Here is a 12,755-nt window from a genome sequence, read left to right as displayed (position 1 = left end):
TTATAGCGGATTTATCTTCTAATAACTGATGTAATTTATTAGATTTGAGCCGATTTTCAAAGATCATATAGTTTTAAAAATTCAATATGTCAAAACTAGTTAAGCTTAAGAAAGGGTTTGATATACGTCTGGCTGGCAAAGCAGAAAAGCAAATGCATGATTTCCAGCCCGTAAAAACCTTTGCCATAAAACCGACGGATTTCATCGGCATGCAGAGACCGAAGGTTCTTGTAAAAGAAGGTGATACTGTAAAGGCAGGTACCCCGTTGTTATTTGATAAAAAAATGGAAAAGGTCCAGTTCGTGTCACCTGTTTCCGGAAAAATAGTCGAAATTAAACGGGGTGAAAAAAGGAAACTTCTAGAAATAAAGATCCTTGCCGATGATGTTATTGAGTTTGAATCCTTCCAGAAATATTCCTCGTCCGAGTTACAATCAGCTAGCCGGGAGAAAATAATTGACCACCTGGCTGCGTCAGGAGTATGGCCTCAGTTAATTCAGCGTCCATTTGGCGTCATCGCAAATCCGGACGACACCCCGAAATCTATTTTTATTTCCGGTTTTGACACCCATCCGCTGGCACCGGACTACGAAGTCTTGTTAAAAGGGCAGGAGGAAGCTTTTAAACTGGGTATTGACATATTGAAGAAATTAACCAAGGGCAAAATACATCTAGGTGTGCCTGCGGACAAGGCAGCTCCTGCCGTTTATTCAAATTTACAGCAAGTCGAAATAAATAAATTTTCAGGTCCTCATCCAGCTGGAAACGTAGGTGTGCATATACATCACGTTGATCCCATCGGAAAGGGGGATATCATTTGGACAATTAATCCTTATGGAGTTGTCCAAATAGGCAATCTTTTATTGAAAGGAGTGTATGACGCATCTAAAATTGTAGCCATCACAGGCTCCGAAGCAAAGAAAGCCTGCTATACGCAGACCTATTTGGGAGCTTGTGTTGACAGTTTTGTAGCGGAAAACATTAAATCGACGAATGTGAGAGCCATATCCGGCAATCCACTTACGGGCCAGAAGATTAACTTAGACGGTTATTTAAGCTATTATGACCATCAACTGTCGCTATTACCAGAAGGGGACTATTACGAATTTCTCGGATGGATGAAACCTACCTCGGATAAGTTAAGCTATCATAAGGCCTTGGGCCTATTATCCTTCCTTTACCCCAAAAAGGAGTTTGTTCTTGATACCAATAATAGGGGAGAACCTAGAGCATTTGTTTCTACCGGAGTTTTTGAAAGTGTCACGCCAATGGATATCTTCCCTGTTTATCTTATGAAAGCCATTATGGCGGAGGATTACGACGATATGGAGGAATTGGGTATTTATGAAGTTATAGAGGAGGATCTGGCTTTGTGTGAATTTGTGGATGTTTCCAAACACCCCGTACAAGAATTAGTTAGAAAAGGTATAGAACTAATACAATATAGTTAATCCATATGAAGTTTTTACGAGATCTGTTAGACAAGCAGAAGCCGCTTTTTCAGAAGGGTGGTAAATTAGAAAACTTGTACTACCTGTATGAAGCAGGAGAAACCTTTATGTTTTCTCCCAACCATACCACTAGTCCAAGAGGAGCACAGATAAAGGATGCGATCGATTTGAAGCGGATGATGATTACCGTTGTAATTGCTATGATCCCTTGTCTGTTGTTCGGTATTTACAATACCGGAAATATGCACTATTTAGCCATCCAAGATGCCAGTGCAACTTTCGGTGATAAATTTCTCCAAGGCGCAATCTTGGTATTACCAATCGTTCTGGTTGCGTATGCTGCGGGGGGAATAGTAGAGGCTGTTTTTGCTGTTATCAGAAAACACCCCATTAATGAGGGATTTCTGGTTACCGGGATGTTAATTCCCTTGATTGTTCCAGCCACTACCCCGTTATGGCAGGTGGCCGTTGCAACGATTTTCGCTGTGGTAATAGCGAAAGAGGTATTTGGAGGTACAGGAATGAATATCCTGAACGTGGCCATGACTGCCCGTGCGTTTTTGTATTTTGCCTATCCGGCACAACTCTCAGGCGATACCGTTTGGACCTATGTGGGAGACAATGCTGCTGCTGATGGTTTTTCAGGTGCAACGGCACTCGCAGTAGCGTATCAGGCTGGCCAAGAAGGGCAAAACGCAGTTGCTGAGCTAACTCAGCACAATGCATCCATTATGGAGGGAATGTTTAGTTTTACGAATATGTTTGTAGGTTTTATTCCCGGTTCCATTGGTGAAACCTCGACGCTCATGTGCTTGATAGGAGCAGCTATACTCCTGTTTACGGGGGTGGCTAGTTGGAAAATTATGGTTAGTGCCTTCGGCGGAGCCTATCTTATGGGACTTGTAATGAATCTGTTGGCCGTAAATGAATATATGGCTTTACCTTCGCACTATCACCTGGTGATGGGGGGTATAGCATTCGGAATCGTTTTCATGGCAACTGATCCCGTTTCTGCTTCTCAAACCGAATCCGGTAAATGGATTTATGGGTTGCTTATTGGGGTGCTGACCATTATTATCCGGGTAACCAACCCGGCTTACCCGGAGGGCATTATGTTAGCCGTTCTATTTATGAACGTCTTTGCCCCGTTGATTGATTATTATGTAGTACAAGCAAATAAGAAAAGGAGGTTACAACGTGCAACAGTCTAATGCTTATGTGATTACATTTTCTGTAGTCTTAACAATCGTTTTAGGTTTATTACTTTCCGGTACATCGGAGGTCTTGAAACCAATCCAGCAAAAAGCTGAGGCCCTAGATACCAAAAAGCAAATTTTGGGCGCTGTTATGCCTGTTGAAGAGATAGCAGCGATGAAGCCTGACGAGATAGATGCTTTCTATGAAAGTAGAATTTCGTCCAAGGTAGTAAACATCGACGGTGAGGAAGTTACCGAACAGGATGGAGCAACCGTGACAGCCGAATCAGTGGATGTAGGCAAGAATTATAAAAAAGATCCTGCGGATAGGCTTTATCCAGTATTTATATTCCACGAAGAAGGAAATGCGGACGACGCAATTTCCTATATCTTTCCAGTTTACGGAAATGGACTTTGGGATAATATTTGGGGTTTCTTAGCCTTGCAGACCGATGTCAATACAATTGAAGGGGTGACATTTTCCCACGCTGGCGAGACCCCCGGGTTAGGAGCTAGAATCACATCACGGGATATTCAAAATAGGTATGTTGGGAAGGAAATTTTTGATGACAGCGGAAATTTGGTTTCAGTCGATATGCAGAAAGGAGAAGGAAGGGACTATTCTGGCGAAGACCACATGGTAGATGGTCTTTCAGGAGCTACAATCACAGCGGTAGGTGTAAACAAGATGCTGAGAAACTACTTGCAAAATTACCAGTCCTATATGGATAAGATTAAGGAAGGTAACGAAGTTGCTTTAAAATAAGGATAGTTTAACGTTTCAAGACATAAAATTATGAGTACAGAAACAGCTGAAAAAGTCGTAGAGGAAAAAAAGGACGTCGAAGCCCTTTTGTCCAAAAGACGTAAAAAACTAATTACTGATCCCTTGGTAGATGACAACCCAATTACCATTCAGGTATTGGGAATTTGCTCGGCATTGGCAGTTACCACCCAACTGCAGCCGACTATGATTATGGCACTTTCTGTGATCTTCGTAATCGTAATGGCAAATTTGGTCATTTCCGTTCTAAGAAATAAGATTCCCAGCAGGGTAAGAATCATTGTCCAATTGGCGATTGTAGCCACATTGGTAACCCTTGTTAACGAAGTGCTCAAAGCCTTTGCCTATGATATGTATAAAGAACTTTCCGTGTTCGTCGGATTGATAATTACCAACTGTATCGTTATGGGTAGGTTAGAAGCGTATGCCATGGGAAATAAGCCATATGATGCGATCTTGGACGGCTTCGGAAGTGGTTTGGGATATTCTTGGATAATTTTGGCAGTGGCGTTCTTTAGAGAGTTATTGGGATCAGGATCCTTGTTTGGGGTACCTATTTATGATTCCATCTCCGGACTGTTTGGAGAGGATTTTAGCCTTGCAACAAATGGTTTGATGGTGAGCCCTGTGGGGGCTTTTATCATTCTGGGATTGATTATTTGGGTGCAGCGATCCAAAACAGGTTATGTTGAACACTAAATAGAAAGAAAAATGGAATTATTTAACTTAGGAATCCGGTCAATCTTTATTGACAATATGGTATTTGCCTACTTTTTGGGTATGTGTTCTTTTCTTGCCGTATCTAAAAAAGTAAGTACCGCCCTTGGTTTGGGTGCCGCTGTCATTTTCGTGTTGACAATCACCGTACCGCTAAACTGGGTGCTGAATGAATTTGTATTGAAAGAAGGGGCACTTGCTTTTGCAGGTGAGACATTTGCCGCAGTCGATTTGAGCTTCCTTAGATTTATCATGTTTATCGCCATCATTGCGGCAATGGTGCAGCTTGTGGAAATGATCATAGAAAAATTTGCTCCAGCCCTTTATGGAGCCTTGGGTATATTCTTGCCTCTAATTGCAGTGAACTGTGCCATTTTGGGCGGATCATTGTTTATGGCTCAGCGGGATTATACGCTGGCTGAAGCAACCGTATACGGCTTTGGTTCGGGAACCGGGTTTTTTCTAGCCATTGTTGCACTTGCCGCAATTCGCGAAAAACTGAAGTATTCACACGTGCCGAACGGCTTGAAAGGATTGGGTATCACTATGCTCATTACCGGCCTGATGGGCATCGCGTTTATGTCATTTATGGGCATTGATTTATAAAATTTTGTTAAAAATGACAAAAGGCTCTGTTTTTTATAAAGCAGGGCCTTTTTTTGGTACAATTTTTATTGACCTGTAGGAATACATCTTTACTTAGTTATTATGTCCAGCTTCACATCTAAAAGAATCTTAGGTTACTTTTTAAGAGGTTTGCTCTTTGTTGTACCCTTTGCCCTTACTTTTTATATTATTTTGCTTGCTGTCCAATTTTTAGATAATATCATTCCGATAGATATACCTGGTTTGGGTATAGTGTTTATGTTTTTGATAGTCACAGCAGTCGGGTATATGACTAGCATTTTCCTGACCCGCTCTATTTTTGAAGAGTTGGAAAAGGTTGTCTTTAAAATACCCTTAGTCAATATCCTATACACCAGCATCAAAGACCTGATGTCGGCTTTTGTGGGGGATAAGAAGAAGTTCAATACTCCTATCGTAGTCAAACTATCTGATAATATGTCCAGGTTGGGTTTCATGACGCAAGATGATTTGGCACCTTTAGGAGAGTTGGATCTGGTTTCCGTTTATTTTCCCCATTCGTACAATTTCAGCGGCAATCTTTATTTGGTACCCAAAGAGAATGTGAGGGTGTTGGAAAACGTCAACAGTACAGAAATTATGAAGTTTATTGTTTCGGGAGGAGTTTCTCAATTGACACCGACGGCAATGCCTGGTACATCATTGGACAGCACACCGATAGTTTGATGTTGGCATGTGTAAAAATAGAATTATCCAAGCATAGAGTGAGCCATCTTTTTTTTACCTAAGGGCGATGGAGGAATGTTGAATCTATTCACCGATTTAAAAATTAATCAATAAAAAAGCCCTTCGAGAGGGCTTTTTTATTGATTAAAGTTGAGCTTCAATTTTTTGACTCAGAACCGATTTTGGTACGGCACCGATTTGCTTGTCGACGATTTCGCCTCCTTTGAATATCAGTAGAGTAGGTATACTCCTAACACCAAACTTTCTTGTAATTTCCGGATTGGAATCCACGTCCAATTTGCCTATTACCGCTTTACCTTCGTACTCGCCGGCCAATTCTTCAACTATTGGTCCGATCATTTTACAAGGCCCACACCACTCAGCCCAAAAATCCACTAATATAGGTTGATCCGACTGAAGGATATCTTCAAAATTGGAATCTGTAATTTCTATTGCTTTTGTCATTTTTATAGTTTTCAATTGAATACAAAATATACTAATAAAGTCTCTCAAACCTTATTTAGTTCCTGCACATTGCGATTTTTTATTAAATGATTTTGTAAGCAATTTCAGGGATAGCCCCTAAGGCACTGATCATTTCGTTTGAAGGATCAATCAGGTACTTTTTAGACATGAGGTCCAAGGTGATATTTTCCTTGTTGTCGATGACATTTATGTAAAGCTTGGCATCGCCCTTATAGGTGGTAGTGATTGCCTCCAGCTTTTCCATAAGGTCAAGCGTCAAGTCATCTAACGCAATATGCACCCGAAGTCCTTTGATCATTTTACCCCTAAGTTCATTCAATAGAGTAATTGCGTTTATCTTAAACTCCAACTCTGTGGGCTTAAATCTGTTGGGATAAATGCCGCCTGTAATATACAAAAACCACCCGGTCATAAAGTACTCTTTATACCGGACATAGTCCTCTCCGAAAATAAAAAAAGTATGACCTCCATGATAGTCTTCTACCGTCAAGGTTCCAAATGGTTTTCCTGTTTTAGTAGTTCTATGTGCGAAAGAGGTAACTGCTCCAGCCAGTTTGATTTCTCCCCGCCCTTTGATCACATCTATTTGAGCCATCTCCGGCAGCTTGGTATTGGTAAACGCCTCTATCTCGATTCTAAACTGATCCAGGGGATGGCCTGAAATATATAACCCGACTACCTCCTTTTCAATGTTAAGTTCCTGTAGCTGGCTGAATGGCTCCATACTAGGGACAGTTGGTACAGGGATTGCCATGCCCGTACTTCCCCCGAACAGGGAAACCTGGTTGCTTTCTTCTTCCTGAATGATTTTCTGCGCATACTTGACGGCTTTTTCCAGTAATGGAATTTCTCCTTCTGGCGCTTCTAAGTATTGCCTTCTATGATGCTCCTTGAAGCAATCGAATCCGCCAGCCATAGCTAGCACCTCCATGGTTTTCTTATTTACTGCCCGAAGGTTCACCCGTTTGACAAAGTCGAAAATGTTCTTATAGATTCCGTTTTTGGTTCTCTCTTCGATAATGGCACTCACCGCTGCCCCTCCGGCGCCTTTGATTGCAGCCAATCCAAACCGTACCTGTCCCTCCATGTTTACGGTAAATCCACTGTTGGATTCATTGATATCCGGACCCAAAACCTGAATGTTTGACCGTTTACACTCCTCCATGAAGAAGGTAACTTGGGTTAGGTCATTCATGTTGTTGCTGAGCACCGATGCCATGTACTCCGCCGGGTAGTGTGCTTTTAGATACGCTGTCTGATAGGCAATCCAAGCGTAGCAGGTAGAGTGGGATTTGTTAAAGGCATAGGAGGCAAAGGCTTCCCAGTCCTTCCAGATTTTTTCCAGCTTGCTTTTATCGTGTCCTTTAGCACCTGCCTGTCCGATGAATTTGGGCTTCATTTTATCCAGCACGTCTTTCTGCTTCTTACCCATTGCTTTTCGCAATACGTCAGCCTCACCTTTGGTAAATCCGGCAAGTTTTTGAGAGAGTAACATCACCTGTTCCTGGTAAACTGTGATTCCGTATGTCTCTTTCAGGTACTCCTCCATATCGTCCAGATCATACGATATGGGCTCCAATCCATGCTTCCTGGCAATAAATTTGGGAATATATTCCAGCGGTCCGGGACGGTACAGGGCATTCATCGCAATAAGGTCGGCAAAAACCGTGGGTTTAAGTTCCCGCATGTACTTTTGCATCCCCGCGGATTCATACTGGAATATACCAACGGTTTCTCCCCGCTGAAAGAGTTCATACGTCTTTACATCCTCAATGGGGAATTCCTCTGGGTCAAGGGCTACCCCATGTCTTTCTTTAATGATCTTGACGGCATCTTTGATAAGCGTCAGGGTTTTTAATCCCAAAAAGTCCATCTTCAGCAATCCCGCACTCTCCACGACGGAGTTGTCAAACTGGGTACAGACCATCTCTGAGTCTTTGGCCAAGGCGACGGGCACGTAGTTGGTAATATCATCTGGAGTGATAATAACCCCACAGGCGTGAATACCTGTATTTCTTACTGATCCTTCGAGAATTTTTGCTTGATTTACCGTTTTGGAGTTGTCGTCGCTTCCTTTGGAGATACGAATAAGCTCCATCGCCTTTTGTACGTTTTCGGAATTGTTTTTGAGCTTGTCCGAAAGCTTGGCGTGATCCTTCGCAAGATCAAAAAGAGCCTTAAGCTTGATATCTGGAACCAACTTGGCCAAGCGGTCAGCCTCCGAAAGGGGGAGATTTAGAACCCTCGCAGTATCCCGGATAGCGGATTTTGCGGCCATGGTTCCATAGGTAATTATCTGTGCTACCTGATTGGCTCCGTATTTCTGGATTACATAGTCAATGACACTTTGCCTTCCTTCATCGTCAAAGTCAATATCAATATCGGGAAGGGATACCCGGTCGGGGTTCAGGAATCTCTCAAATAGGAGGTCATAAGCGATGGGGTCAATATTTGTGATCGCTACACAATAGGCCACTGCGGACCCAGCGGCTGATCCCCTGCCCGGCCCAACAGCTACGCCCATATCCCTGGCTGCCCGGGTGAAATCCTGGACAATAAGGAAATATCCGGGATAACCTGTCCGCTCAATGGTAGCCAGTTCAAAATCCAGGCGTTCCTGGATTTCCGGCGTAATCTCCGGATATCGTTTTTTGGCACCTACATAGGTGAGGTGGCGTAGATAGGCGTTTTCTCCCCGTTTTCCCCCATCAACCTCATCCTCCGGATGTATAAATTCCTCCGGAATGTCAAACTTTGGTAAAAGTACTTCCCTGGCCAATTTGTAGGATTCGATCTTCTCCGCAATCTCCTGCGTACAGATAATCGCCTCCGGCATATCGGCAAAAAGCTTTTTCATCTCCTCGGGGGATTTCACATAGAATTCCTCATTGGGAAATCCAAAGCGGAATTCCCTACCTCTTCTGCCAATATATTTTTTTGGTTTTTCAACTAACTCTCCGTCCTTGACGCAAAGTAGAATGTCATGGGCATTGGCATCGGATTTTTGGTTGTAATAGGTGTTGTTGGCAGCAAAGTACTTGACCTTATATTTATGTGCTAGCTGCAGTAGCACTTCATTTACTTTTTCTTCTTCGGGGATGCCATGGCGGTTTAATTCGACGTAAAAGTCCTCTCCAAAAATTTCCTTCCACCAGACAAAGGCCTCTTCGGCCTGCGTTTCGCCCACGTTCAGGATTAGAAAAGGGATTTCGCCCCAAAGGCCGCCAGTAGTGGCTATAAGGTGGTCCTTGTATTGGAGTAGGAGCTCCCTGTCTATGCGGGGAAGGTAATAGAATCCCTCCGTATTGGCATAGGAAGCGAGTTTTGCCAAGTTGTGGTAACCTGCCTTATTTTTGGCAAGAAGTACAGTTTGATAGCCGTCGTCTTTGGTTGATTTGTTTTTTCGGTCTTTGGTGATATTGAACTCGCAGCCTAGGATGGGTTTGATATCATTTGCCAAGGCTTCCCGTACAAAGTTAAAGGCCCCCATCATGTTCCCATGGTCTGTCATGGAGATGGCAGGCATATTCATTTCTTTGGCCCTTCTGATTAGGCTGGGGATTTCCGAGGTTGCTTGAAGTATGGAAAACTGCGAATGTACATGCAGGTGAACAAATGGAACTCCGGCAAGGTCAGAAATATCAGCCCTACCAGCCGCCTTTAGGACATCTTTTGCTGCTGCTTTTTGATCGTCTACCGCAAATTCAAAGTTAGCAGCTTCTAAATTTGGAGCCTCATAGATTACTTCTGATATGGAAATTCCTTCTTTAGGTGGGAGTACAGCTTGGGTGATCAAACCAAAAAAGCACTTTGCTGTCGCATGCACATCATAGGCAGCATCATGGGCAGCATCAAAGTCGGCTCCAAAAAGCTTCCGATGTAATTCTGTCAACGTAGGCCACTTGAACTTGCCACCTTTCCCGCCTGGAATGGCGCAATATTCCGTGGAAATCTCTTTGGTATCGAGGGTCTTTTTCTCGATAAAATTTGTCGTGACTCCTTTACGGAGAAATTCTGCCCCAGTGACTTTTACGTCAAACTCCACGTTATGCCCGACCATGAAGTTGGCCTTTTCCATGTCCTTCTGAAAAAACGAAAGAACCTCCGTAAGTGGCTTACCTTCTTGTTCAGCCCGCTTTGTAGAAATCCCGTGGATTTTTTCAGCATTGTAGGGAATTGTAAATCCTTCCGGCCTTACAATGTGGTTTTGTTGCGAAAGGAGCTTCCCTTTGGCGTCATGCAGCTGCCAAGCTAACTGAACAAGTCTTGGCCAGTTGTCAAGGTCCGTGATAGGCGCATTGTAGTTACCGGGCAACCCGGTGGTTTCTGTATCAAAGATAATGTACATGGGAATTTCCTTTCCGTTGGAAATTCTAAAATACGGCTATTCTTTCTGATCTGCTACCCTCAATCCCAAAAAAAAAATTCCATTGATTCAGTAAGGCTGAGTATCAGCATAAAGTTATAAATGCTAGGGTTTGGAAAAACCTTCCAACCTTAACTTTTCTATTTTTCGATAGAAAATTGATCAACTACCTCCCCATCTAAATTGTAACTGGTATACCGGAGTTTTTTACCATCGATTTCCATGTGTTGGTAAAGAAACTCTGCTTCAAACTGCACATCTGCATATTCTCCTTTTGGAGCTTCTTTATTTTTCCCTTTTGTTCCGATGGAAATAACATAACGGGTTCCCACGGAAGGGTCTGAAGAAATTTTACTATCCACTAACGGTTTGGAGCGCATATAATAATGAAAATGCCCTCCCATGACCATATCTACGCTGTACTTATCAAACACGGGAACCCATTCTTCAATAAGGGTCTCATAAGGTTCCACCGCATTGTAGGGAGGGAAGTGAGTGACGACAAATACCCAATCTGATGTATTTTCCTGCAATACTTTTTCCATCCATGCTGTTTGTGGGGCGTTCGGGAGAGTTGCGTCCAGCATTAAGTAGAGGGCATTTTGATAGGTAAACGAATAGGTCCGTTCAGGATTAAACCCATCAGGGCCATTGTCGGGAAAGCTAAACATATCCTCATACATCCAGGCTCCCAATCCATCCTGGCTGTCATGGTTTCCGGGTACTGCCATCAAGGGTCTTCGGGAGATAGTTTTTCCGGCATAGCCAAAAAGTTGATCCCAATCATCCCTATGTAGGCCTGTATTTACCAAGTCGCCGGCGATAATATAAAATGAGTTATCAGGATGTTTTTCGTCCGCCTGATGAATCAGGTCACCCCAAGTGTCGGTATTATGCACGTCACCAAACCAAACAAAGGAAAAAGGACTTGGTGATTGTGCTGCTGTTTTGAATGTTTCAGCGTCAGTCCATACTCCTTGGTCACTTCCCACCTGATACTGATAGGTTGTTCCGGGAGTCAAACCGGAGAGGTTAGCTGTATACCGCTGAATATATCGGTCGTTTTCCAATAGGCGGTCTTCCATTATTTTGGCATTACCACTTTGGGTCAACGTGTCTGAATTTTCTGCTTTCCAATAACGTACCTGGCTAGACTGAATTTCAGGTGCTGTCCGCCACTGTATATCAACGGTGGTGCTTGGTTCACCGCTCCAGGTAAGCATAACTTGATCAGGACTAGTAGAAGATGGGAAATCAGAATTTCGAAAGGCTCCAATCAGATGCGCTTCCCTGGCACGGCCCCTGATTGTTGTAAGCAATTGATGGCCTTTCAACTGATCCGGCACTTCTGTAAGGGTGAGCCCGTCCCAGTCGTGGTAGGTAAAGGCACCTACGTCAAATGTCTCGATGTGTTGATTTTCTGGAAATATGGGGGTAATGGTAACTTCATCCCTTTCATTTTGCGGCGCCACACCCACAAAATAGACAGGTCGGTGTTTGTCGAACCCGTTGATCCCCAGATCAACGGAACCTTGATTGAATTTTTTTTGCCAGACTTCATAGGTGGAATGGGAGTTTTTAACGGTCAGGGCCGTCTTTTCAAATCCCGATGGTGCAAGCCAAAAAGGGATTGTTTGCTGGTCTTTGTCCCGCATGATGGAGACGGTGACCGGTACATCTACCTCAAAATTCCAATAACGTGTTGAAAGGACTTCTTTTTCAGAAGGAGAAATATACTCGTGGATAAAAGCGTCGGAAATGGTATCCAACGTCGGCTTTTCAAAGCTCTCATAGAATCGGGTCACTAAGTCATCCATGGTTCCGGAGAGGGGGCCGGTTGATATATCTTGAGATTCATTTTTGCAGGCAAAAAGTAAAAGGAGGGTTATTAGGTGAAAGTATTTCATAAATCTTGTGCAAAATCGTCTGATGGATAATTACTGTTTTACGCTTAAATAATTACTGAATAAAATTTCGATTGTACTACTCGATTGGATTTAAAAGACAATATTTTTTCTTAGGAGAGATTATCACTCAATACTGCGCTTTTTCTACAAAGAATTTTGGCAAATGCGATAGTCCTTTTAATGTACCCTAATGTATATCTTTTCAGAAGAGCAAGTCAATGAAAAAGTTAAAAGCAGATGCGTTGATTCAGAACCTCGTCTCCAACAAGATTTCTAGGGAGGAATTTGAAGAATTTCTAGGCGGCTTGGAGGATGAAAAGATGGTGATCTATTTGGAGACGAGTTTGAAAAATCATTTTGATTCCATCATGGAAGAACACGCTGCCAAGATTGAGCAGCCGGGAAATATCCCGAAAACTGATTAAAATTTCCAGCCAAATATACCAGTTCAACAGTAATATTTTCCAAAAAATAAAATTAATCCAAATTTAATCTCAGTAATAAAGACGTCTTAGCTTCTCTAGATAATTTAGCCTA

The 12,755-nt window shown here is 42.9% G+C and carries 10 protein-coding genes; 7 read left to right on the top strand and 3 right to left on the bottom strand.

Translation table 11 applies throughout. The annotated features are described in order from the left end of the window. The first annotated feature begins 86 nt into the window (after window positions 1-86). The 6 genes from FQ608_RS00575 (at window position 87) to FQ608_RS00550 (ending at window position 5,459) form a co-directional block, all read left to right on the top strand. Window positions 87-1,451, top strand: coding sequence for a Na(+)-translocating NADH-quinone reductase subunit A (locus FQ608_RS00575; protein ID WP_158855861.1), 1,365 nt, complete (start codon window positions 87-89; stop codon window positions 1,449-1,451). A gap of 5 nt (window positions 1,452-1,456) precedes the next feature. Continuing rightward, window positions 1,457-2,662, top strand: coding sequence for an NADH:ubiquinone reductase (Na(+)-transporting) subunit B (locus FQ608_RS00570; protein WP_158855860.1), 1,206 nt, complete (start codon window positions 1,457-1,459; stop codon window positions 2,660-2,662). Further along, entirely contained in the window at window positions 2,649-3,413 is a 765-nt protein-coding gene (gene nqrC / locus FQ608_RS00565) for an NADH:ubiquinone reductase (Na(+)-transporting) subunit C (protein WP_158855859.1), read from the top strand. Before FQ608_RS00570 ends, nqrC begins: the two co-directional genes overlap by 14 nt. A gap of 30 nt (window positions 3,414-3,443) precedes the next feature. Then, on the top strand, window positions 3,444-4,130 hold the full coding sequence (locus FQ608_RS00560; protein ID WP_158855858.1) for an NADH:ubiquinone reductase (Na(+)-transporting) subunit D: 687 nt from the start codon (window positions 3,444-3,446) through the stop codon (window positions 4,128-4,130). A gap of 12 nt (window positions 4,131-4,142) precedes the next feature. Continuing rightward, window positions 4,143-4,754, top strand: coding sequence for an NADH:ubiquinone reductase (Na(+)-transporting) subunit E (gene nqrE / locus FQ608_RS00555; RefSeq protein WP_158855857.1), 612 nt, complete (start codon window positions 4,143-4,145; stop codon window positions 4,752-4,754). Window positions 4,755-4,856: 102 nt separating this feature from the next. Beyond that, window positions 4,857-5,459, top strand: a complete 603-nt coding sequence (locus FQ608_RS00550) for a DUF502 domain-containing protein (RefSeq protein WP_158855856.1) — start codon at window positions 4,857-4,859, stop codon at window positions 5,457-5,459. A gap of 144 nt (window positions 5,460-5,603) precedes the next feature. Here the strand turns inward: FQ608_RS00550 and trxA are convergent, their stop codons facing one another. From trxA to FQ608_RS00535, 3 genes are all read right to left on the bottom strand, one after another. Then, on the bottom strand, window positions 5,604-5,924 hold the full coding sequence (gene trxA, locus FQ608_RS00545) for a thioredoxin (RefSeq protein WP_158855855.1): 321 nt from the start codon (window positions 5,922-5,924) through the stop codon (window positions 5,604-5,606). An 82-nt stretch (window positions 5,925-6,006) separates the two neighbouring features. After that, complete coding sequence (gene dnaE / locus FQ608_RS00540) at window positions 6,007-10,293, bottom strand: DNA polymerase III subunit alpha (RefSeq protein ID WP_158855854.1); 4,287 nt, start codon at window positions 10,291-10,293, stop codon at window positions 6,007-6,009. Between the two features lie 158 nt (window positions 10,294-10,451). Continuing rightward, the gene (locus FQ608_RS00535; RefSeq protein WP_158855853.1) at window positions 10,452-12,218 is read right to left on the bottom strand and encodes a purple acid phosphatase family protein; all 1,767 of its coding nucleotides are present in this window, start codon (window positions 12,216-12,218) and stop codon (window positions 10,452-10,454) included. 218 nt (window positions 12,219-12,436) lie between these two features. Between FQ608_RS00535 and FQ608_RS00530 the strand changes: the two genes are divergently transcribed. Continuing rightward, window positions 12,437-12,643: a hypothetical protein gene (locus tag FQ608_RS00530; protein WP_158855852.1), complete on the top strand. Its 207-nt coding sequence runs from the start codon at window positions 12,437-12,439 to the stop codon at window positions 12,641-12,643. Window positions 12,644-12,755: the final 112 nt, after the last annotated feature.

This window comes from Lunatibacter salilacus, assembly GCF_009797935.1.
Taxonomy (GTDB): Bacteria; Bacteroidota; Bacteroidia; order Cytophagales; family Cyclobacteriaceae; genus Lunatibacter; species Lunatibacter salilacus.
This window is presented reverse-complemented; position numbering and strand designations above follow the sequence as displayed.

Excerpts from the sequence above, each read along its gene's own strand:
- FQ608_RS00575 (WP_158855861.1), top strand. The coding sequence starts at position 87 with ATGTCAAAACTAGTTAAGCTTAAGAAAGGGTTTGATATACGTCTGGCT.
- FQ608_RS00570 (WP_158855860.1), top strand. The coding sequence starts at position 1,457 with ATGAAGTTTTTACGAGATCTGTTAGACAAGCAGAAGCCGCTTTTTCAG.
- FQ608_RS00560 (WP_158855858.1), top strand. The coding sequence starts at position 3,444 with ATGAGTACAGAAACAGCTGAAAAAGTCGTAGAGGAAAAAAAGGACGTC.
- nqrE (WP_158855857.1), top strand. The coding sequence starts at position 4,143 with ATGGAATTATTTAACTTAGGAATCCGGTCAATCTTTATTGACAATATG.
- FQ608_RS00550 (WP_158855856.1), top strand. The coding sequence starts at position 4,857 with ATGTCCAGCTTCACATCTAAAAGAATCTTAGGTTACTTTTTAAGAGGT.
- trxA (WP_158855855.1), bottom strand. The coding sequence starts at position 5,924 with ATGACAAAAGCAATAGAAATTACAGATTCCAATTTTGAAGATATCCTT.
- dnaE (WP_158855854.1), bottom strand. The coding sequence starts at position 10,293 with ATGTACATTATCTTTGATACAGAAACCACCGGGTTGCCCGGTAACTAC.
- FQ608_RS00535 (WP_158855853.1), bottom strand. The coding sequence starts at position 12,218 with ATGAAATACTTTCACCTAATAACCCTCCTTTTACTTTTTGCCTGCAAA.
- FQ608_RS00530 (WP_158855852.1), top strand. The coding sequence starts at position 12,437 with ATGAAAAAGTTAAAAGCAGATGCGTTGATTCAGAACCTCGTCTCCAAC.